Below are 20,835 nucleotides of genomic sequence, written 5' to 3' on the forward strand. Positions count from 1 at the left end.
CAAATAATCCCTTAAATATGAATATTTAAATTATTATTCTTTGGATGTAAATTATATAATTTTTAAAGTAAATGCATTGCTACAAAATATTGACTAAAATTTAAGATTTTTATTAATTTTTAAGGTTTCTAATGTTGCATAATTAGTTAAAGACACTTTAAAAATCTTCATGAAAACTATTTAAATTATTTACTTTTATCATTTTACCTAAGTGAAAAATTATAATAATATTAGTAGATAAAAGCAGCAAAAAAATGTAATTTGGCACTTTAAATCTGCAATATAAACGATTTCCTTTTAATTATGGATAAAATAAAAATACTTTGGGTTGATGATGAAATTGATCTTTTAAAACCTCATATACTGTTTTTAGAGAAGAAAAATTATGAAGTTACGACTTGTAATAACGGTCTCGATGCCATTGCTATCTTTGAAGAAAATAATTTTGATGTTGTTTTCTTGGATGAAAATATGCCAGGAATGAGTGGCTTGGAAACTTTATCAGAAATGAAGGAAAAGAAATCTTCAATTCCTATGATAATGATTACAAAAAGCGAGGAGGAATTAATTATGGAAGAAGCCATAGGTTCGAAAATCGCTGACTATTTAATAAAACCTGTAAACCCCAATCAGATTTTATTGAGTCTAAAGAAAAATTTAGATCATTCTAGATTAATTTCACAAAAAACAACTTTAGATTACCAAAAAGAATTTCGAAAAATCACGATGGAAATGGCTCAGGTCAACTCATACGAAGACTGGATTGAAATGTATAAAAAATTGATTTTTTGGGAATTGGAATTAGAAAATATTGACGATCAAAGCATGGTTGAGATTCTCGAATCTCAAAAAGCAGAAGCAAATTCACAATTTGGTAAATTTATAGAACGCAATTATGAAGACTGGTTTGCACCAAAGGCAGATAAACCCGTTCAATCTCACACTCTATTTAAAGAATTAGTAGTTCCTGAACTCAAGAAAAAAGACAAGCCTATTTTATTTGTAGTAATTGATAATCTAAGGTACGATCAATGGAAGGCTTTTGAAAATGTTGTAGGCAATTATTATAAACTTGAAAAAGAAGTGCCTTATTATTCTATCTTACCAACGGCTACGCAATATGCTAGAAATGCGATATTCTCTGGTTTATTGCCTGTTGAAATGGAAAAGCAGTTTCCACAATATTGGAAAAATGATCCCGAGGAAGGCGGTAAAAATTTATATGAAGCTGAATTTTTAACGGCTCAGTTAAAACGATTAGGGCTTAACATTGTACAAGACTACTTTAAAATCACAAATCTTGCGGGAGGAAAAAAGCTGGTAGAAGGTTTCAAAGCACTAAAAAATAATGATTTAGTTACTGTTGTGTATAATTTTGTTGACATGCTATCACATGCTAAAACTGAAATGGACGTAGTCAAAGAATTAGCATCTGATGATAAAGCCTATCGCTCGTTAACGCTGAGTTGGTTTAAAAATTCACCACTATTAGAAATTATTCAACAAGCTCAAAAAATGGGATTCAAGTTGATTTTGACCACTGATCATGGAACAATTAATGTAAAAAACCCATCAAAAGTTGTTGGTGATAAAAACACTAGTTTAAATTTGCGTTATAAAACAGGGCGTAGTCTAACTTATGAACAAAAGGATGTCTATGCTGAAAAAGATCCAAAAAAAATTGGGTTACCCTCTATAAATATGAGTAGTTCTTTTATTTTTGCAAAAAATGATCTATTTCTGGCTTACGTTAATAACTACAATCATTACGCAAGTTATTATAAAAATACATACCAACATGGCGGAATCTCATTAGAGGAAATGATTATTCCATTTCTTGTTTTTAGTCCAAAGTAAATTAAAAATTTAAAGTCCAAACAGGGTAGATTTTCAAAACAGTAAAATACAAAAGCATCAAGAATAATAAAACATGGAAATCAATTTTTCATTGCAACAAATAGAAGAAGTTGCACAAAACATATTGGCTAATAATCCGCATAAAGTAATTCTTTTTCATGGCGAAATGGGAGTTGGTAAAACAACTTTGATAAAGCAATTATGCAAAAGTCTTGGCGTTGTGGGTTCTACAAGTAGTCCAACTTTTTCATTAGTAAATGAATATGAAACTGCATCAAATCAAATCATTTACCACTTTGATTTTTATAGGTTAAACAAAGAAAGTGAAGCATTAGATATGGGAATTGACGAATATTTATACTCTGCAAATTGGTGTTTTATTGAATGGGCAGAAAAAATTCCAAACTTGATTCCTGAATCTCATTCAGTGGTTAAAATTTCGTTACTAGCAGATGGTAATCGTCTTTTAAAATTAAATTAGTTATTAGTGTTTATGAGCATAGAAAAGAAAGTCGAGATTATTCCTTTCACAATTGAACTGAAAGATCACATTAAAATATTGAATTTAGAATGGCTAGAAAAGTATTTTAAAGTAGAACCTAAAGATAAAATTGTTTTATCAAATCCGCAAAACGAAATTATAGATAAAGGAGGTTTTATTTTTTATGCAAAATATGAAGAAGAAATAGTAGGAACATATTCATTATTAAAAATTGATGAATCCACATTTGAACTAAACAAAATGGCTGTTACTGCTTCCGCTCAAGGAAAGGGAATTGCTAGAAATATGTTACTTCATTGTTTGGCTTTCGCCACAGAGAAAAAAATAAAAAAGCTGCTATTATATTCCAATAGAAGTTTAAAAACGGCACTATATCTATATGAGAAATTTGGCTTTGTTGAAGTACAGCTTGAATCAGGCGTTTATGAAAGAGCCGATATCAAAATGGAGCTTGAATTAAATACAATGTATATAGAAAGCTTCCCAGCATAAAATCTCATTTCCTATTATTAAAAACTTTTATGTAAATTGTGCCTTAAATTAGAACCTAATGTCTATAACTAATACTCCTTTTACCAAGCAACAACTATTACCTCAGGAAGAAAAACTTGAAGTAGCTAGAAAAAAAAGTGATCTATTCATTGGAATTCCCAAGGAAATTAGTCATCAAGAACGCAGAATATGCCTGACTCCCGATGCTGTAAATTCTTTAACTTATCACGGACATCGGGTAATGATTGAGGCTGGCGCAGGTTTAAGTTCGAGCTATTCAGATAAAGAATATACTGAAGCTGGAGCGGAAATAACAAATGATACTAAAAAAGTTTTTAGTTGTCCAATGATTTTAAAAGTGGAACCAGCAACAACAGCTGAAATTGAAATGATGAATTCCAAAACCATTTTAATTTCAGCAATTCAGATAAAAACACGCAAAAAATGTTATTTTGAAGCTTTAGCTAAAAAGAAAATTACAGCTATAGCTTTTGAATATATAAAAGATGAAGATGGTTCTTATCCAGCAGTAAAATCACTAAGTGAAATTGCAGGAACAGCCTCTGTTCTTATTGCTGCTGAGTTGATGATAACAAATGATTTTGGAAAAGGTCTATTATTTGGAAATATCACAGGAGTTCCTCCTACTGATGTTGTAATATTAGGAGCGGGAACTGTGGGCGAGTTTGCCGCAAAAACTGCTATCGGACTTGGCGCAAGTGTAAAAGTTTTTGACAATTCAATTACTAAACTGCGTCGCTTACAAAATAATTTAAACCAGCGAATTTTTACTTCCACCATTCAACCTAAAGCATTATTAAAAGCGTTGAGACGCTGCGATGTTGCCATTGGGGCAATGCGTGGTGTAGATCGATGTCCAGTTATTGTCACAGAAACCATGGTGGAACACATGAAACATGGCGCCGTAATCGTGGATGTGAGTATCGATACCGGAGGTTGTTTTGAAACATCAGAGGTGACTTCACATGAAAATCCAACATTTATTAAAAATAATGTGGTGCATTATTGCGTTCCTAATATTCCCTCGCGTTATTCAAAAACAGCTTCACTGTCTATAAGTAATATCATTTCTCCTTACTTGATGCATATTGCTAACCAAGGAGGAATTGAAACTGCAATACGATTTGACAAAGGTTTAAAAAATGGAATCTATATGTATCATGGAATTCTTACTAATAGCGCAATTGGCGAATGGTTTGATTTACCCAACAACGATATTAATTTATTAGTTTTTTAAGAAAACTTTCTGCTACCTTTGCAAAAAATTAAATTCATGAAATTTTTCCATCGTTTTGCTTATTATTTAGTGGGTTTAGTTATTGGACTATTCTTTGTAGCAATGATTTTTAGCGGAAAAGATACTCGCTGTAATTATTTTCCAAACTCAAGAGTTTTAAATGATTTAAGAAATAAACCTTTTTATTACTCTGATAAAGCATCATTAATTTTAGCAGAAAAATGGATTGATACTGCTGATATAAAAAACTCTTTACAATATGGGGATGTTGATTTTGATAAAAGTAATACTGAATTTAAAAAAGGCAAACTTTATATCATAGAAGGCAAAACAATCAAAGACCAAGAGATTGTATTGAAAGTTATCAACTATTCTGACAGAGCGGTATTAGAAGATATTATTAAAAAATAATAGCTTAAAATCAGATTTAATTTATGTCGGGCGTGACCCTCCAAAACCCCGATAGCTATCGGGGTCGGGTCGTGCTATCCGTTACCGCTTTTTTTTAAAGGCTTTTCAGCCTCTAAAAAAAGAGCTCCACTTGAATTACTCACCCAAAACCTTCGAGTAAAAAAACTATTTAAACCCAACTCATTTTACGGATTCCCAATCAATAGTTTCAATATTATTTTGATGCAAATAATCATTTGTTTTACTAAAGTGCTTGTTTCCAAACCACTTTCCTTGATTAGCACTTAATGGCGAAGGATGACCACTTTCAAGTATTAAATGTTTTCTACGATCGATCTTTAATCCTTTTTTATGTGCAAAATTTCCCCAAAGTAAAAAAACAATATTTTCTTTTTCATTTGAAATTTTTTGAATTATAGCGTCTGTAAAAATATTCCATTTTATATGTTTGTGACTATTGGCAGCATCTTTCTTAACCGTAAGAGATGCATTTAATAACAATACTCCTTGCTGTGCCCAAGTGTCTAAATTTCCGGATGTTGGTGAAAAAGTAGTGTTTAAATCCGCACCTATTTCTCGAAATATATTACGCAACGACGGTGGGATTTTAATTCCATTATTCACAGAAAAACACAAACCATTAGCTTCATCAGCGCCGTGATATGGATCTTGTCCGATAATAACAACTTTAATATCAGCAAAATTACAAGAATTCAATGCAGCAAAAATAAGCTCTTTAGCAGGATAGCAAATGTTAGCATTATATTCTTGCTCAATTTGTTCCATCAAATTTTGGAAATAGGGCTTTTCAATTTCATCTGATAAAACTGTTTTCCAAGTGAGATTGAGGTTTAATTGCATAATTTTCTTTTTCTTACAAAGTTAGACAAGAATTTATTTAATCTTTATTGTCCGTTCTATTAAAAACTATAATCTACCAAATAAACAATCCGTAATTCTTTGTGAAGGACTGTTAAATAGTCTTAACTATTAACTATTTTTGCTACAAAAAGATTTACAAAGATAAATGATATCCATTACCGAAAAGACGCTACAAGATTTACAATTTCCAACCGTTCTCGAAACACTTTCGACAATTTGCAATACTGACATTGGAAAACAAAAAGCATTAGAAATAATTCCGTTTAAAGATAAAGAAACTTTGATGAAAGCACTGATGCAAACATCAGAATATTTGTCTTCATTTCAAAATAATAATGCTATTCCTAATCATGGCTTTGATGCAATAAGTCACGAGATTCGATTTTTAGCAATTGAAGACAGCTTTCTTGAAGTGGGAAGTTTTAGGAAAATCGCATCACTTTCTTCCTCTGTAAATTTTCTCTTAACTTATTTTAAAAAATTTGAAGATTATTATCCAAATCTTTATTATAGAGCTTTAAAAGTTGAATTTACCAAAGATATTGTATTAATGATTGACGATATTGTTGATAAATATGGAGAGATAAAAGACAATGCATCGCCTGATTTATTAAATACTCGTAGGAATATGAATAGCGTACGAGGAAAAGTGAATCAAAGCTTTGGAACTGCGCTTACGCAGTACAATGCCTTGGGATATTTAGATGATATCAAGGAAAGTTTTGTACAAAACCGTCGAGTATTAGCAGTGCTATCAATGTACCGCAGGAAAGTTAAAGGATCCATAATGGGAAGTTCTAAAACGGGCAGCATTGCTTATATCGAGCCCGAAGCTACGTTAAATTATTCACGAGAACTGAGCAATTTAGAATATGAGGAAAAAGAGGAAATTACACGAATATTAAAGCAATTGACCAATAGTATTCGACCTTTTTTACCTCTACTTATTCAATATCAAGATTTTTTGAGTGACATTGACGTTATTGCTGCTAAAGCGAAATATGCCAATAAAATTAATGGAATTTTGCCAACCATAACTGAAAATCGTCGTGTCTATTTTAGAGATGCCTTTCATCCTATTTTGTTTTTAAATAACAAAGAAAAAAATGAAATTACGCACCCACAAACAATTGAATTAGATCAAGAAAACCGCATTATTGTGATTTCTGGTCCTAATGCAGGAGGAAAAACTATATCGTTAAAAACCGTCGGATTATTGCAATTAATGTTACAGTCAGGCATGCTAATTCCAGTGCACGAGCGCAGTGAAACGTTCTTATTTGATCGAATTCTTACTGATATTGGTGACAACCAATCGATAGAAAACCATTTAAGTACGTACAGTTACCGGTTAAAAAACATGAACTATTTTCTAAAAAAGTGTAATAGTAAAACGATGTTTTTAATAGATGAATTCGGTACAGGATCAGATCCTGAATTGGGTGGTGCTCTTGCTGAAATTTTCTTAGAAGAATTTTATCATAGAGAAGCTTTTGGAATCATAACAACGCATTATTCAAACTTAAAAATTTTAGCAAACGAACTCCCTTTTGCTACTAATGCCAATATGTTATTTGATGAGAAAACATTAGAACCTTTATATAAATTAGTTTTGGGTCAAGCAGGAAGTTCATTTACATTTGAAGTAGCTTTAAAAAACGGTATTCCGTTCAGTTTAATTAACCGCGCCAAAAAGAAAATTGAAGTTGGAAAAGTGCGATTTGACAAAACCATTGCTACACTTCAAAAAGAGCGTTCAAAACTTGAAAAAACATCTCAAACACTTAAAGAAGAAGAGTCAAAAGCACGTGAAGAAGGCAAGAAAATGGAAACTATTAATGTGAAAATAAAACAAAAACTGGAGAGCTACCAAGAGCTGTACGATAGCAATCAGAAAACGATTTACATTGGTCAAAAAATTGAAGATATTTCAGAAAAGTATTTTAACAATAAAAATAAAAAAGAACTGCTAGGCGAATTCTTAAAGATAATTGAAATTGAAAATTCTAAACGTAGAAAAGCTACGGCAAAAGAAACAAAAGCAATCATTGAAAAGAAGAAAGAAATAATTGAAGAAGTAACTGTCCAGGTTGAAGAAATTAGAAAAGAGAAAAAAGAAAAAAAATTAAAAGTGGTTATTGAAAAACCAAAACCAATATTAAAAGTTGGCGATCGCGTACGAATGTTTGACGGTAAAGCTGTTGGAACTATTGATAGTATTGAAAAAACTAAAGCAACAGTTAATTATGGTGTTTTTACTTCCAAAGTAAGTTTAGAAGCGTTAGAGTTTGTAGAAGCTGGTAAGAAGTAGTTTTATTTATTGCGTTTAATAGTTCCTCACGCAGTCATGGCGAGGAACTAAGTAATTGCAATAAAATAAACCCCAGATGAGCAAATCAGCTAATGAACATAACAAAAAGCATTATCAATAAATAACACAACTAACTAACATATTATATTACTTCACAATAAACCTCTAAAATAAAAATAATGAAATCTGGATTTATTTACTTCATCATAAATAAATACTAAACCGTAGTTTACACAAGTGTCACATCCAACTTGCCGCGAAGAATTATGGAACACAAAGAAACTAGAAATCCAAAATCGTTTTTTGCGAGATAATGTGAATATTTTAGTTTACTTTGAGCAATTTCAATATATCGGTGATGCTATTGCAAGAGAGAAACAAATAAAAGCAGCTTCAAGGGGTCTAAAAATAATTTAATACGTTCGCTGAATCCTATTTGGAAGGATTTGTTTGACGAGATAAAAGACATAATGACGCACTAATGCCATTAGGAGGAAAGATTCGCATTACTGTAAACACCTCATACCGTCTTTGTGAGCAACGAAGCAATCGCAGTACGATAAACGCTAATCGAGCAATAAAAATTAGCAATTAAATTGAGTTAGAACATTGAACAACAATTTTGACCGAGTAACGCAAGCAACATAAGTGAGCAACATAATAAGATTGCTTTCTTCCTCGCAATGACAGAGGGGTGAAATAGCTAAATTGTTAGCGATAACAACTTAATAATAGTTTGTAAAATAAAAAAAATGGAAAAATTACCAAAGGACAAAAAAATAATACTATTTGATGGCGTTTGCAATCTTTGTGATTCTGCGGTTCAGTTGATAATTAAGCACGATAAAAAAGACATGTTTAGATTTGTCGCTTTACAGTCTGATTTAGGTCAGAGAGTAATTAAACATCTTGGAATTGATACTCAAAAAACAGATAGCATTATTCTTTATCAGCCTGGTTTTGCCTACTTTTATAAATCCGAAGCAGCATTAGAAATTACAAAAGACTTAGGTGGTATCTTTTATTTTGTGTCTTTATTCTCTATTTTACCCGTTTCTTTTAACAATTCTATATATGACTATATAGCACGAAACAGATACAAATGGTACGGAAAAAAAGACAATTGTATGATTCCAACTCCAGAATTACAAGATAAATTTTTAGTCTAAAACTATGACTTATGATAAATATCATATCTTATAAAAAGTAACAAGTTTATATTTGTTCAATCTTAAAATGGAATTAAATATGAAAGACACTACACTTTTTACAATGGATAACGGAACTTTTATAATGGTTGTCGTTTTTGGATTAGTTATTGTGGGACTTGTTGCCACAGTTTTTATTATGATGAATACTGATAAAAAAATAAAAAAATAACGCAAAAAAAGAGGATGACCATAACTGGACATCCTCTTTTACTTTTCAAAAGCAATAGAAAATTAACTTCTAATTAATTTTCTGTATTTCAATCTTTTTGGGGTTAAATCACCACCTAAGCGTTTCTTTTTGTTTTCTTCGTATTCAGAGAAACCGCCTTCAAAGCAATATACTTCGGAGTTTCCTTCAAAGGCTAAAATATGAGTACATATTCTATCTAAGAACCATCGATCATGAGAAATTACCACCGCACAACCAGCAAAACTCTCTAAGCCTTCCTCCAGCGCGCGTAATGTATTTATATCTAAATCATTTGTAGGCTCATCCAGTAACAAAACGTTTCCTTCTTCTTTCAAAGTCATTGCAAGGTGCAAGCGATTGCGTTCTCCACCAGAAAGCGCAGATACTTTCTTGTTTTGCTCTCCTCCACCAAAATTAAATCGTGATAAATAAGCTCTTGAGTTTACTTGCTTTCCTCCCATCATAATAAGTTCTTGGCCATCAGCAAAATTCTCCCAAATTGACTTGTCAGGATTTATATTGGAATGTGCTTGATCGACGTATGCGATTTTTACAGTGTCACCAATTGAAAATTCACCAGAATCAGGCTTCTCTTCACCCATTATCATTTTAAAAATAGTTGATTTACCAGCTCCATTAGGCCCGATGATTCCAACAATTCCCGCTTGTGGCAAAGTAAAATTTAAATTATCATATAATAATTTATCTCCAAAACCTTTAGCAACATTTTTAGCTTCAATTACATTAGTCCCTAAACGTGGACCATTTGGAATGTAAATTTCCAGATTTTCATCTAGTTGTTTTTGATCTTCGTTTAAAAGCTTATCATAATTTTGCAAACGTGCTTTTTGTTTGGTTTGGCGACCTTTAGCACCCTGACGAACCCAGTCCAGCTCTCGTTCTAAGTTTTTTCTACGTTTTGAAGCTACTTTTTCTTCAAGTGCCATTCTGCTTGATTTTTGATCTAACCAAGAACTGTAGTTACCTTTCCAAGGAATACCTTCACCTCTGTCTAATTCGAGAATCCAGCCAGCCACATTATCTAAGAAATATCTATCGTGCGTTACGGCAATTACAGTTCCAGCGTATTGCGCTAAATGCTGTTCTAACCATAAAACGCTTTCGGCATCCAAGTGATTCGTAGGCTCATCCAATAATAAAACATCAGGTTGTTGTAATAGCAATCTACATAATGCTACGCGACGACGCTCTCCACCTGATAAGTTTTTTATTGGAGTATCACCTTCAGGAGTGCGCAAAGCATCCATGGCAATTTCTAATTTAGTATCAATTTCCCAAGCACCAAGAGCGTCAATTTTGTCCTGTAAAGTAGCTTGACGATCCATTAACTTATCCATTTTATCTGGATCAGAATAGTTTTCTTCGAGACCAAATGAATCGTTGATTTTATTATATTCTTCTAAAACTGCCATCGTTTCAGCAACTCCTTCTCGCACGATTTCAATAACTGTTTTAGAATCATCTAGTATAGGTTCTTGCTCTAAATAGCCTACTGTATAATTAGGTGCAAAAACAACATCACCTTGATAATTTTTGTCAACACCCGCTATAATTTTTAGTAAAGATGATTTTCCAGAACCATTTAAACCCAAAATTCCAATTTTAGCTCCGTAAAAGAAACTCAAATATATATTTTTAAGTACTGGTTTATCAGCACCTTGATATGTCTTGCTCAATTTGGACATTGAGAATATCACTTTCTTATCGTCTGCCATTATTATTGTTTTTAAATTTTACTATTATTAATTGAATTCATATTTTATAGTCGGCCCTTGAGCGAACTAAATACCCATGCATTGGCTAAAAAGCCAACACCAACAGCGGCAAAACCCCAACCAGAAACATCTCGATATCGGAAAGCACCTAAGCCAATAAGCAGTAATCCCATTAATATCATGATTAATGTCGCCCAGCCTAAAATGGTATTCTTATTCATTCCCATATTATTGGATTTTTTAGTAAATGCAAATGTCGGTAATTTTTACCCTTTAATTAAATATTTTATAAAGCATTTCTCGTAATAGATCAGATTGTGAAAGTGCATTGGCACCCACACCTTTACTTTTTACATCAATATCTCTAAGTGCAGCAATAATTTGACTTACTTTTTTCATTGGATAATTTTTTAAAGCAAGGTCATACTCTTTTAGAAAAAATGGATTTATACCTAAAACTGAAGCAACATTTTTAGGATTTTTATCTTTTAATCCATGGTATTTTAATAGTTGGATAAAAAAACCAAACACTAAACTTGTCGTTACAACCATAGGATTATCTTTAGGATTTTGTGCAAAATTTTCCGCAATGGTATATGCTTTTAATTGATTTCGTTCACCAAGTGATTTTCGCAATTCAAAAACATTAAAGTCTTTGCTAAATCCTATATTTTCTTCAATATCTTTTGGTGTTATACTACTACCAACAGCTAATACGATTTGTAATTTTTCAAGTTCATTATTAATTTTGCTCAAATCTGTTCCTAAAAACTCCACTAACATTGCAGTGGCTTTTGGTTCAATAGTGTATTTCTTTCCAGCTAAAACTCGCTTGATCCACTCACCAACTTGATTTTCGTATAGTTTTTTACTTTCATATACTACCCCATTTTTGGCTATGTTTTTTGTGACTTTCTTTCTTTTATCAAGCGTTTTGTATTTGTAACAAAAAACTAAAACCGTTGAAGGCATAGGATTATCAGCATAACTTTCCAATTTTTCTATCGTTTTTATTAAATCTTGAGCTTCTTTAACGATTACAACTTGGCGCTCGGCCATCATAGGATAACGTTTAGCAGTAGCTATTATGTCTTCAATTGTAACATCTCGACCGTATAAAACTGTTTGATTAAATCCCTTCTCCTCCTCCGAAAGAATATTTTTCTCAATATAATCAGATAACTTATCAATGTAATAAGGCTCTTCTCCCATCAAAAAATAGATTGGCTTTATATTACCTGCTTTAATGTCATTTACAATTTTTAAGAATTCGTCCATCGATTTTTATGATATTTTAAATACAATTTTCAACTTTAAAATTGAAAACTATAATCTTTAAACTTATTTAATACATTTGCTATATGCGGCATCTCAATTTTCCACCTTATCTATTTCGATTCAAAAATAGCGAAAATAAAGTCTCTATTTTTGATGAAATAAGGAAAAAATTTATAATCCTTACCCCAGAGGAATGGGTGAGACAGCATGTGGTTCAGTTTTTAATAGAGGAAAAAAAATATCCAAAATCTTTGATTAATGTTGAAAAAGTTTTAAGAGTCAATGGCTTACGCAAAAGATATGATATTGTTGTATATAATTCTGATGGTTCTATTTTCATATTAGTGGAATGCAAAGCTCCTGAAATTAAAATTTCTCAACTCACTTTTGATCAAATAGCGCGTTACAATATGACGATGAAAGCTCAATATTTAATGGTAACTAACGGATTGAATCATTACTTTTGCCAAATGGATTATGAAAATGAGAAATATAATTTTCTTATTAATTTGCCGCTCTATCAGATCCGTTAATTACATTTTTACATGAAAATAGCAGTTGTTATATTAAATTGGAATGGAATGCTATTGCTGGAAAAGTTTCTACCTTCGATAGCTAAATATTCACCTGAGGCATCCATTTATATTGCTGATAATGCTTCGACAGACGATTCTATCTCCTATCTTAAAACATTTTTTCCTGCTGTAAAAGTTATAATAAATGAAAGTAATTTAGGTTTTGCCGGGGGTTATAATGAAGCCTTAAAAAGTGTTAACGCTGACCTATATGCATTGGTAAATTCAGATATAGAAGTGACAGAAAATTGGCTACAGCCAATTATAAAAACTTTTGAAAACCAACCAGAAACGGCGATTATACAACCTAAAATTTTAGATTATAATCGCAAAGATTATTTTGAATATGCTGGCGCGGCCGGAGGTTTTATCGATGCGTTTGGATATCCTTTTTGTCGCGGCCGAATATTTGACAGTTTAGAGAAAGATCAAGGCCAATATAATGATGAATCAACAATATTTTGGGCTTCAGGTGCTTGTTTTTTTATTAGAAGTGAAGTGTACAAAAAATTAAATGGTTTTGATGGTGAATTTTTTGCACATCAAGAAGAAATAGATTTATGCTGGCGTGCCATCAATCAAGGCTACCGCATAAAGTATAATTCAAACAGTGTGGTTTACCATGTTGGCGGCGCTACTTTACAACAAGGAAATCCGACAAAGACATTTTTGAATTTTAGAAATTCATTATTGATGCTCACCAAAAATCTTCCCGATAGGCAATTATTTAAGATTCTTTTCATTCGAATGATTTTAGATGGTGTCGCAGCATTACAATTTTTGGTACAAGGAAAACCAAAACATTTTTTAGCTATTTTAAAAGCTCATTGGTCATTTTATGGTTTTTTTAGAATTTATTATAAAAAAAGAGATAAGGCTCAGAAACTCAACTATTATCATGTGAAAAGTATTGTGTACGCTTATTATGTTAACAAAATTAGAGTATTTAACGATTTATTTAGAAATTAATAAGAATTAAATCATAAATTTGCGATTAACACTTTAATCTAAATTTACAAAAATTATGAAAAAAATAGTAATGGCCTTATCAGTAATGGCTCTTCTTACTTCATGTGTTTCTAAAAAGAAATACACGGATTTAGAATCTAGAAACAAAGAAACTCAAGATTTATTAAATACTGCTACGGTAAAGTTAAATGCTTGTTTAGAGGAAAAAGCGGGACTATTAGCTAGAGTTGACGGTTTAAAAGAATACAATGAAAACTTGATTACTACATCCAAAGATATGACAATATTGACAGCTAAAGGAGCTCAAAATGTTGAGAAAGCTTTAGAATCAATAAGAGAGAAAGATTTAAAAATAAGCAGAATGCAAGATGCTTTGACTAAAAAAGATAGTGTAACTCTTGCTGTTGTTACTAGTTTAAAAAGAGCAGTTGGAATGTCTGATCCAGATATTGAAATAAATGTTGAAAAAGGAGTAGTTTTTATTTCTATTGCAGACAAATTATTATTTAAAACTGGAAGTTATGATGTGAGTGACAAAGCTAAAGGTGTTTTAGCTAAAGTGGCGAAAGTAGTAAATGACAAACCTGATTTTGAATGTATGGTTGAAGGACATACTGATAATGTACCTTACAATGGTTCTGGAATTATTATGGATAACTGGGATTTAAGTGTTAAACGTTCTACTTCTATCATTCGTGTATTAACAAATCAACTAGGTGTTAAACCAGAGCAATTGATTGCTGCAGGAAGAAGCTCTTATGTACCTTTAGTTGCGAATGATACAGCTGAAAATAGATCACGTAACAGAAGAACACGTATAATTGTATTGCCTAAAATCGATCAGTTTTACGAAATGGTTGAAAAAGAAATGAAAAAACAAACAAAGTAAGTTTTTAAGTGATTAGTCCTTAGTCTTTGTTTTTATAAATAAAAAGCGTCTCAGAAATGAGGTGCTTTTTTTGTTTAATTGCAAAAATTGTTTTCTAAGATGTTTATTAAATTAATGTCATCAGATAAATGTAGCTTTGATCTTGACAATGTACACAATTAAATATAATTTTTAAATTTATTAAAATTGTGAAATTATAATTCTATAGCTTTTATTCACTTGGTTTACAAATAGTGGATTATTATTAAAACTTATATATACTAATGGCAATATAGATATAATTATTTGCTCAAAACTTTTTGCATAAAGTACAAAAAAAGCAGGCCATTTGGCCTGCTTTTATGTATTCTCAATTTTTCTTTAACAACCAATTAAATATAATTAAGAATAGCATGCTATTTTTTTCTCACTAAGTATCATTACAAACATAGACAAATATTTTTAAAGTGTCAAAAATCCTGCCAACTTATTTCATTTTTTACAATATATCCAAACTCCCTTTTCCTTCTCTAACCACTATAGGTTCATCACCTGATAGATCAATAATAGTAGAAGCTACATTATCACCATAACCACCATCGATAACTAAGTCAACAAGGTTTTGCCATTTTTCGAAAATAAGTTCAGGATCAGTTGTATATTCAATTACATCATCATCATCACGTATTGAAGTAGAAACAATAGGATTTCCTAAAATTTTGACAATTTCTAAAGCAATAGCGTTATTAGGCACTCTAATACCCACGGTTGTTTTCTTTTTAAATTCCTTAGGTAAATTGTTATTTCCTGGCAAAATAAAAGTGTATGGCCCTGGCAAAGCTCTTTTTAATATCTTAAAAGTAGTTGTATCAATTTGTCTTACATAATCAGATATATTGCTAAGATCATTACATATAAAAGAGAAATGTGCTTTTTCTAGCTTAATTCCTTTTATCTTGGCGATTCGTTCCAGCGCTTTTGTATTGGTTATATCACAGCCTAACCCATAAACAGTATCTGTTGGGTAAATAATTAATCCACCGTCTCTTAAAACCTTAACTACTTTAGCTATAGCCGCTTCGTTAGGTTTATCCTCGTATATTTTTATAAAATGAGCCATAAGATTTTTGATTTTTGATTAACGATTTTTGATTTCTTGATTTGAAACTAAAATTGTAAACTAAGCACTATTTACTGAGTACTATCCAATGATGTCCAATTTTGCAAATCGCAGTAATAATTTTTTAATACCGCCAACTTCAAATTTGATTTCTGCTTTTTTATCGGCGCCTACTCCTTCAAGATTTATGACTTGACCTTTGCCAAAACGCTCGTGCATGACAATATTTCCAGCAGTTAAGTTATTATCAAATAAATTAGCATTACCAGAAACTGCATTTGTGGACACAGGTTTTAATTTACGAATAGAAACATTAGATTGTGAACCGCCGTCAGTGGTTGTGGTACTGGGTGGTGTTCCTCCTACTGGTTTTGCTAAACGTAATTTAGATTTATCGACATCTCCAAAAATATCACTATCAATCATTGGTTTATAGCGATAGTTGTTTTCTGGCGGCGTAATATATTCTAAATATTGACTGTCTATTTCCTCAATAAAACGCGAAGGCTCACTATCTGTTAATTTTCCCCAGCGATATCGGGACTGAGCGTAAGTCAAATACGCTTGATGTTCTGCACGTGTGAGCGCAACATAAAACAAGCGACGTTCTTCCTCTAATTCGCTTCTTGTACTCATACTCATCGCACTTGGAAAAAGATCTTCTTCCATTCCTACCACAAATACATGAGGGAATTCTAATCCTTTTGCTAGGTGAATTGTCATCAATGCCACACGATCTTCGTCACTGGTGTCTTTGTCTAAATCTGTAGCTAATGCCACATCTTCCATAAACTCAGATAGCGCTCCTCTTGCGCCATCCACTTCAACTTGCCCTTCAGTGAAATCCTTTATACCATTTAGTAATTCTTCAATATTTTGAATTTTCCCCATTCCCTCAGGCGTGGCATCTTTCTTTAATTCTTGCACTAATCCTGTTTTTTTTGCCACATGATCAGCAACATAAAATGCATCTTGATTTTCGTTTATTGCTTGAAAACTTTGAATCATTGTTACAAAATCCAATAGTTTCTGTTTAGTACCTGCATTCAGTTTTAAATCGATACGTTCGATATTTTGCATCACTTCAAACATAGATCGTTTGTAATGATTAGCGGCAATTGTTAATTTTTCTATGGTTGTATTTCCAATTCCACGAGCCGGATAATTAATGACGCGCATTAATGCTTCCTCATCTTTTGGATTAATTACTAATCGCAAATAACACAATACATCCTTAACTTCTTTTCTTTGATAAAATGAAAGTCCACCATAAATGCGATACGGAATATCTCGTTTGCGTAAAGCATCTTCCATTGCACGAGATTGCGCATTGGTGCGATATAAAATAGCAAAAGCGCCATTATGCAACTGATTTTGCATTTTTTGTTCCCAAATAGTGCTCGCCACAAAACGACCCTCTTCATTATCTGTTATACTGCGGTGCACTTTAATTTTAGCGCCAAAATCATTGGCTGTCCAAACGACTTTATCTAGTTTTACTTTATTCTTATCAATAATAGTATTTGCCGCTTCCACAATATTTTTTGTCGAACGGTAATTCTGTTCTAATCGATATGTTTTTACGCCTTCATAATCCTTCTGAAAATTCAAAATATTATTAATATTAGCACCACGGAAAGCATAAATACTTTGCGCATCATCACCTACCACACAAATATTTTGGAACTTATCAGACAAAGCCCGGACAATTAAATACTGAGAGTGATTGGTATCTTGGTACTCATCTACTAATATATAGCGAAAACGGTTTTGATATTTAGCCAATACCTCAGGAAAACGCGTTAGAAGTTCGTTAGTTTTCAATAACAAATCGTCAAAATCCATCGCTCCTGATTTGAAACAACGATCTACGTAATTCTGATAGATTTCGCCCATGCGAGGTTTCTTAGACATTGCGTCTGCTTCCTGCAAATCAGGATCATTAAAATATGCTTTTACAGTAATCAAACTATTTTTAAAATTGGAAATTCGGCTTAAAACCTGTTTCGGTTTGTAAACATCTCTATCCAACTGCATCTCTTTGATAATTCCAGAAATTGCACGAAGTGAATCTTGGGAATCATAAATGGTAAAGTTCGATGGATAGCCTAAATGTTCAGCCTCTGAGCGTAATATTCGAGCAAACACTGAGTGAAATGTCCCCATCCAAAGATTTTTAGCTTCGCCCGCGCCTACAATATCAGAGATACGCTTTTTCATTTCGCGTGCCGCTTTATTGGTAAAAGTTAGTGACAAAATACTAAATGCATCAACTCCCTGATGCATCAAATACGCAATTCTAATAGTCAACACACGAGTTTTGCCCGAACCAGCTCCTGCAATAATTATCATAGGCCCCTCTTTTTGTAGAACGGGTTCACGTTGTGCTTCGTTTAGTTGATCAATATATTTATGCATAAGAAATTTTAAATTTTAAGAATACAAAAATAGCGAATTTGAGCGAGGTTATAAACATCTGTAAGTAACAATAGACTAGTTTAGAGCGCATCTATTTGAAAAAGGAAATTATAAATGTCTAATTATAAAAAACATCATAACCAAAACGAAGTAATGTAGCTATCACAACTACCAAGAAGAATATGCGTATAAAACTATTTCCTTTATTTATGGCTAATTTGGCGCCAAGCCAACCACCAAATGCATTACTAAAAGCCATCGGAATGGCAACTGCCCATATTATTTTACCTTTCAAAATAAATAGGCAAATAGAACCAAAATTAGTTGACAGATTGACCATCTTCGCATTTGCGGAAGCGTGCAAGAAATCAAAACCCATTATAGCGATAAATGCTACAACAAGGAAACTACCAGTACCAGGACCAATAAATCCATCATATAATCCTACGATAAAGCTAATTGCTATTGCGTTAAAAATTTGTGTTCTAACAGAATGATCCTTTTCTATATGCTGTCCAAAATTCTTTTTTGCGTAGGTATAAATAACTAAAAATGATAGCACGACTAACAATAGCGGTTTCATAAAATCGTTGCTCACATAAGTCAATAAAGTAGAGCCTAAAAATGCCGATGGAAACGCTAGGAGCATCATGATACTGAGTAGTTTCCAGTTCATATCTACTTTTTTAAGGTATTGATACGCGGCGAATGAAGTGCCGCTGAATGCGGGAACTTTTAATGTTCCAATCACTGTTGAAACTGGCAGATTAGGCAGTAATATTAATCCCAATGGGGTTTGTATCAAGCCGCCGCCGCCAACAATTGCATCTATAAATCCAGCGGCAAAGGCGGCGATACAAAGTAAAACTAGTATATACGTTTCCATTTCAATTATCAACATTAAATTCTTTTTTGTAAAATGGCAAAAATACTATTCACATTGAGTTATTGCTAATTAAATCAAGCTGATTTGAACTCAAAAAAGTATATTTTTGCTTTTCAAAATTTACAATAAAATGGATTCTATCAAAATCATTGAAATACTCGCTTATTCATTGCCTTCTCTTATAACTGGCGGGGTGGCCTTCTTTTTATTTAATTCTTATTTTAAGGATCAGCAAAACACTCGTCGCTGGTTATTACAAAAAGATTCTCAACCAGCCATTTTGCCACTTCGATTGCAAGCGTATGAACGTTTGACATTATTGATGGAGCGAATCAATCCGTCTCAAATGATGGTGCGAGTAACTCCATTAACAACAGATAAAGCTGATTATCAAAATTTAGTAATAGCACAAATAGATCAAGAATTTGAACATAATTTATCGCAACAAATTTACGTTTCGGAAGAGTGCTGGACTATAATTATGACGGCTAAAAATGCTACAATCCAATTAATTCGCGTGGCAACACAAAACGATAAAGTTACCGATGCTGATAGTTTACGAGCATTTATAGTTGGTGATTTTATAGAAAAGCCAACTCCAAGTAGCGCCGCTTTATCATTTCTTAAGAATGAAGTGGGACAATTGTGGTAGTCTTTATTTTTTGTTTTTAAGATATAATTGCCTTCCTAATTCTGCTAAAAAAGGCAGACTAATTTCATCATATTCGTAAATATTATCATTGTAAATGCCATTTTTATTAGCTAAAATGGTGGCCGATAGCATAAATTCGACTTTATTTTCCGTATCTACAATATAAGCGCAGTCAATCATAGTGCCGTATGCATTTCCAACTTTATTATAAATTTTTACAGATGAAGGAATATTTTCTTTAGTGTCGCCAAACATAAAAAATTTGCAATATCCATCATAATATTCTTTAGGGTCGTAACCCGCATTTTTAGGAAGATTTTGCATCGAGAAAAGAATGAATTCTCTATCTTTTTCGGTTATTTTAAATGTTTCACTTTCTTTGAAATATTCTGGAAATACAATCCGTTTTAATGTGTTATGAAGTGTTTCTAATGGATAATAATTTCTTTTAGAAAAATCAAATGGCTCGTTTATTAACTTGTTTCCAGCTGCTAAATATCCAGTTCCTTTTTGCAGACTATTCAGCTGTAATTTTTTCGGTTCTAGATCGGCTTTAGATGGAAAAACTTCTGTTGTATTGTCATTTTTAAAGATTATTGTCGATTTAACTAATGGATTACTTGAGTCAGCTCCCGAAAGTCTGTGGCTTAATCGAAACGGCAACAACCCTTTCTCCTCCATTTTTTGATTGATATAGTCAAATCCCATGAATTCAAATAAATTAGTGCTCGCTTCATTATCGCTTACCGCAAAAACTTTTGAAATCTCTTCTGAGAATTTTAGTTTAGTATCATTGCCTTCTATTTTATACTCAGTATTTACAGAAGTATTAGCAATTGCATTCAATTTTTCTAATGCCAAAATAGCAATTGGAAATTTTACGGTGCTTGCTGGATAAAAATAATTATTAGAATCTAGATTATAACCGTAGTCTTTAAAAGAAACTTTCCCGTTTTTATCTCTTAAAATCTGGGTGTATATAATTTGTATTTCGTGTAGCGCGGCATTGTCCATAACCCTCTTTATATTAGAATTATCTGATGCCAGTGTAGTTTTTAAAAGATCTTTTTTTGTACCACAATTATAAAGCAATGCGCAGGTTAAAAAAATAGTTACTTTTTGAAATGAATTCATATTTGCTTTAGGTAAGAGTTAAAATTTTAAAAAAAGGTAGTAGTAATTATTTATATAGAACGGGAAAAATTTTATTGACGCCTTT

21 protein-coding genes are annotated in these 20,835 nt (G+C 32.1%); 13 read left to right on the plus strand and 8 right to left on the minus strand.

All coding sequences use genetic code 11. The features are described from left to right. Positions 1 to 303 precede the first annotated feature (303 nt). From RCH18_RS11010 to RCH18_RS11030, 5 genes are all read left to right on the plus strand, one after another. The gene (locus RCH18_RS11010; RefSeq protein ID WP_326936811.1) at positions 304 to 1,857 is read left to right on the plus strand and encodes a T9SS response regulator signal transducer PorX; all 1,554 of its coding nucleotides are present in this window, start codon (positions 304 to 306) and stop codon (positions 1,855 to 1,857) included. A gap of 73 nt (positions 1,858 to 1,930) precedes the next feature. Then, positions 1,931 to 2,338: a tRNA (adenosine(37)-N6)-threonylcarbamoyltransferase complex ATPase subunit type 1 TsaE gene (gene tsaE / locus RCH18_RS11015; RefSeq protein WP_326936812.1), complete on the plus strand. Its 408-nt coding sequence runs from the start codon at positions 1,931 to 1,933 to the stop codon at positions 2,336 to 2,338. Between the two features lie 12 nt (positions 2,339 to 2,350). Continuing rightward, entirely contained in the window at positions 2,351 to 2,851 is a 501-nt protein-coding gene (locus tag RCH18_RS11020) for a GNAT family N-acetyltransferase (RefSeq protein ID WP_326936813.1), read from the plus strand. 58 nt (positions 2,852 to 2,909) lie between these two features. Further along, a complete protein-coding gene (locus RCH18_RS11025) occupies positions 2,910 to 4,109 on the plus strand; it encodes an alanine dehydrogenase (protein ID WP_326936814.1) in 1,200 nt (399 codons plus the stop codon). 36 nt (positions 4,110 to 4,145) lie between these two features. After that, positions 4,146 to 4,520, plus strand: a complete 375-nt coding sequence (locus RCH18_RS11030) for a DUF4258 domain-containing protein (RefSeq protein ID WP_326936815.1) — start codon at positions 4,146 to 4,148, stop codon at positions 4,518 to 4,520. A gap of 180 nt (positions 4,521 to 4,700) precedes the next feature. Here RCH18_RS11030 and ung read toward each other — a convergent pair whose 3' ends face one another. Beyond that, entirely contained in the window at positions 4,701 to 5,381 is a 681-nt protein-coding gene (ung, locus tag RCH18_RS11035; protein WP_326936816.1) for a uracil-DNA glycosylase, read from the minus strand. 166 nt (positions 5,382 to 5,547) lie between these two features. On the opposite strand from ung, the gene RCH18_RS11040 reads away from it, so the two are divergent. The 4 genes from RCH18_RS11040 (at position 5,548) to RCH18_RS11055 (ending at position 9,093) form a co-directional block, all read left to right on the plus strand. Further along, positions 5,548 to 7,713 (plus strand): endonuclease MutS2, encoded by a 2,166-nt coding sequence (locus tag RCH18_RS11040; RefSeq protein ID WP_326936817.1) that lies wholly within the window; start codon positions 5,548 to 5,550, stop codon positions 7,711 to 7,713. A gap of 237 nt (positions 7,714 to 7,950) precedes the next feature. Then, positions 7,951 to 8,130 (plus strand): hypothetical protein, encoded by a 180-nt coding sequence (locus tag RCH18_RS11045; RefSeq protein WP_326936818.1) that lies wholly within the window; start codon positions 7,951 to 7,953, stop codon positions 8,128 to 8,130. 335 nt (positions 8,131 to 8,465) lie between these two features. Then, positions 8,466 to 8,882 (plus strand): thiol-disulfide oxidoreductase DCC family protein, encoded by a 417-nt coding sequence (locus tag RCH18_RS11050; protein WP_326936819.1) that lies wholly within the window; start codon positions 8,466 to 8,468, stop codon positions 8,880 to 8,882. Positions 8,883 to 8,961: 79 nt separating this feature from the next. Continuing rightward, the gene (locus tag RCH18_RS11055; protein WP_326936820.1) at positions 8,962 to 9,093 is read left to right on the plus strand and encodes a hypothetical protein; all 132 of its coding nucleotides are present in this window, start codon (positions 8,962 to 8,964) and stop codon (positions 9,091 to 9,093) included. 62 nt (positions 9,094 to 9,155) lie between these two features. Here the strand turns inward: RCH18_RS11055 and ettA are convergent, their stop codons facing one another. From ettA to holA, 3 genes are read right to left on the minus strand one after another with little or no spacing between them, the layout of a single operon-like run. Next, complete coding sequence (gene ettA, locus RCH18_RS11060; protein ID WP_326936821.1) at positions 9,156 to 10,850, minus strand: energy-dependent translational throttle protein EttA; 1,695 nt, start codon at positions 10,848 to 10,850, stop codon at positions 9,156 to 9,158. Positions 10,851 to 10,894: 44 nt separating this feature from the next. Further along, positions 10,895 to 11,077, minus strand: a complete 183-nt coding sequence (locus RCH18_RS11065; protein ID WP_072992083.1) for a CAL67264 family membrane protein — start codon at positions 11,075 to 11,077, stop codon at positions 10,895 to 10,897. A 46-nt stretch (positions 11,078 to 11,123) separates the two neighbouring features. Next, complete coding sequence (gene holA, locus RCH18_RS11070) at positions 11,124 to 12,128, minus strand: DNA polymerase III subunit delta (RefSeq protein WP_326936822.1); 1,005 nt, start codon at positions 12,126 to 12,128, stop codon at positions 11,124 to 11,126. 83 nt (positions 12,129 to 12,211) lie between these two features. Between holA and RCH18_RS11075 the strand changes: the two genes are divergently transcribed. Genes RCH18_RS11075 through RCH18_RS11085 form a run of 3 tightly spaced genes read left to right on the plus strand, consistent with a single transcriptional unit; the run spans position 12,212 to position 14,561 of the window. Next, positions 12,212 to 12,661 carry a type I restriction enzyme HsdR N-terminal domain-containing protein gene (locus RCH18_RS11075; protein ID WP_326936823.1) on the plus strand — a complete coding sequence of 150 codons (450 nt, stop codon included), beginning with the start codon at positions 12,212 to 12,214 and terminating at the stop codon, positions 12,659 to 12,661. 12 nt (positions 12,662 to 12,673) lie between these two features. Beyond that, positions 12,674 to 13,672 carry a glycosyltransferase family 2 protein gene (locus RCH18_RS11080; protein WP_326936824.1) on the plus strand — a complete coding sequence of 333 codons (999 nt, stop codon included), beginning with the start codon at positions 12,674 to 12,676 and terminating at the stop codon, positions 13,670 to 13,672. Between the two features lie 55 nt (positions 13,673 to 13,727). After that, the gene (locus tag RCH18_RS11085) at positions 13,728 to 14,561 is read left to right on the plus strand and encodes an OmpA/MotB family protein (RefSeq protein WP_326936825.1); all 834 of its coding nucleotides are present in this window, start codon (positions 13,728 to 13,730) and stop codon (positions 14,559 to 14,561) included. A gap of 478 nt (positions 14,562 to 15,039) precedes the next feature. On the opposite strand, the gene RCH18_RS11090 is transcribed toward RCH18_RS11085, so the two are convergent. The 3 genes from RCH18_RS11090 to RCH18_RS11100 form a co-directional block, all read right to left on the minus strand. After that, complete coding sequence (locus RCH18_RS11090) at positions 15,040 to 15,660, minus strand: L-threonylcarbamoyladenylate synthase (RefSeq protein ID WP_326936826.1); 621 nt, start codon at positions 15,658 to 15,660, stop codon at positions 15,040 to 15,042. Between the two features lie 81 nt (positions 15,661 to 15,741). Continuing rightward, positions 15,742 to 18,078: an ATP-dependent helicase gene (locus RCH18_RS11095; RefSeq protein ID WP_326936827.1), complete on the minus strand. Its 2,337-nt coding sequence runs from the start codon at positions 18,076 to 18,078 to the stop codon at positions 15,742 to 15,744. 118 nt (positions 18,079 to 18,196) lie between these two features. Further along, entirely contained in the window at positions 18,197 to 18,964 is a 768-nt protein-coding gene (locus tag RCH18_RS11100; protein ID WP_326936849.1) for a sulfite exporter TauE/SafE family protein, read from the minus strand. A 130-nt stretch (positions 18,965 to 19,094) separates the two neighbouring features. Here RCH18_RS11100 and RCH18_RS11105 point away from each other — a divergent pair, with 130 nt between their 5' ends. Then, positions 19,095 to 19,616 carry a DUF7935 family protein gene (locus tag RCH18_RS11105; protein ID WP_326936828.1) on the plus strand — a complete coding sequence of 174 codons (522 nt, stop codon included), beginning with the start codon at positions 19,095 to 19,097 and terminating at the stop codon, positions 19,614 to 19,616. Positions 19,617 to 19,619: 3 nt separating this feature from the next. Here the strand turns inward: RCH18_RS11105 and RCH18_RS11110 are convergent, their stop codons facing one another. Continuing rightward, entirely contained in the window at positions 19,620 to 20,750 is a 1,131-nt protein-coding gene (locus RCH18_RS11110; RefSeq protein WP_326936829.1) for a serine hydrolase, read from the minus strand. Positions 20,751 to 20,835 lie beyond the last annotated feature (85 nt).

The organism is Flavobacterium sp. PL11, from assembly GCF_035985025.1.
In the GTDB taxonomy this organism is placed as follows: domain Bacteria; phylum Bacteroidota; class Bacteroidia; order Flavobacteriales; family Flavobacteriaceae; genus Flavobacterium.

Coding starts and splice junctions, on each gene's coding strand:
- RCH18_RS11010 (WP_326936811.1), top strand. CDS start 304: ATGGATAAAATAAAAATACTTTGGGTTGATGATGAAATTGATCTTTTA.
- tsaE (WP_326936812.1), top strand. CDS start 1,931: ATGGAAATCAATTTTTCATTGCAACAAATAGAAGAAGTTGCACAAAAC.
- RCH18_RS11020 (WP_326936813.1), top strand. CDS start 2,351: ATGAGCATAGAAAAGAAAGTCGAGATTATTCCTTTCACAATTGAACTG.
- RCH18_RS11025 (WP_326936814.1), top strand. CDS start 2,910: ATGTCTATAACTAATACTCCTTTTACCAAGCAACAACTATTACCTCAG.
- RCH18_RS11030 (WP_326936815.1), top strand. CDS start 4,146: ATGAAATTTTTCCATCGTTTTGCTTATTATTTAGTGGGTTTAGTTATT.
- ung (WP_326936816.1), bottom strand. CDS start 5,381: ATGCAATTAAACCTCAATCTCACTTGGAAAACAGTTTTATCAGATGAA.
- RCH18_RS11040 (WP_326936817.1), top strand. CDS start 5,548: ATGATATCCATTACCGAAAAGACGCTACAAGATTTACAATTTCCAACC.
- RCH18_RS11050 (WP_326936819.1), top strand. CDS start 8,466: ATGGAAAAATTACCAAAGGACAAAAAAATAATACTATTTGATGGCGTT.
- RCH18_RS11055 (WP_326936820.1), top strand. CDS start 8,962: ATGAAAGACACTACACTTTTTACAATGGATAACGGAACTTTTATAATG.
- ettA (WP_326936821.1), bottom strand. CDS start 10,850: ATGGCAGACGATAAGAAAGTGATATTCTCAATGTCCAAATTGAGCAAG.
- RCH18_RS11065 (WP_072992083.1), bottom strand. CDS start 11,077: ATGGGAATGAATAAGAATACCATTTTAGGCTGGGCGACATTAATCATG.
- holA (WP_326936822.1), bottom strand. CDS start 12,128: ATGGACGAATTCTTAAAAATTGTAAATGACATTAAAGCAGGTAATATA.
- RCH18_RS11075 (WP_326936823.1), top strand. CDS start 12,212: ATGCGGCATCTCAATTTTCCACCTTATCTATTTCGATTCAAAAATAGC.
- RCH18_RS11080 (WP_326936824.1), top strand. CDS start 12,674: ATGAAAATAGCAGTTGTTATATTAAATTGGAATGGAATGCTATTGCTG.
- RCH18_RS11085 (WP_326936825.1), top strand. CDS start 13,728: ATGAAAAAAATAGTAATGGCCTTATCAGTAATGGCTCTTCTTACTTCA.
- RCH18_RS11090 (WP_326936826.1), bottom strand. CDS start 15,660: ATGGCTCATTTTATAAAAATATACGAGGATAAACCTAACGAAGCGGCT.
- RCH18_RS11095 (WP_326936827.1), bottom strand. CDS start 18,078: ATGCATAAATATATTGATCAACTAAACGAAGCACAACGTGAACCCGTT.
- RCH18_RS11100 (WP_326936849.1), bottom strand. CDS start 18,964: ATGGAAACGTATATACTAGTTTTACTTTGTATCGCCGCCTTTGCCGCT.
- RCH18_RS11105 (WP_326936828.1), top strand. CDS start 19,095: ATGGATTCTATCAAAATCATTGAAATACTCGCTTATTCATTGCCTTCT.
- RCH18_RS11110 (WP_326936829.1), bottom strand. CDS start 20,750: ATGAATTCATTTCAAAAAGTAACTATTTTTTTAACCTGCGCATTGCTT.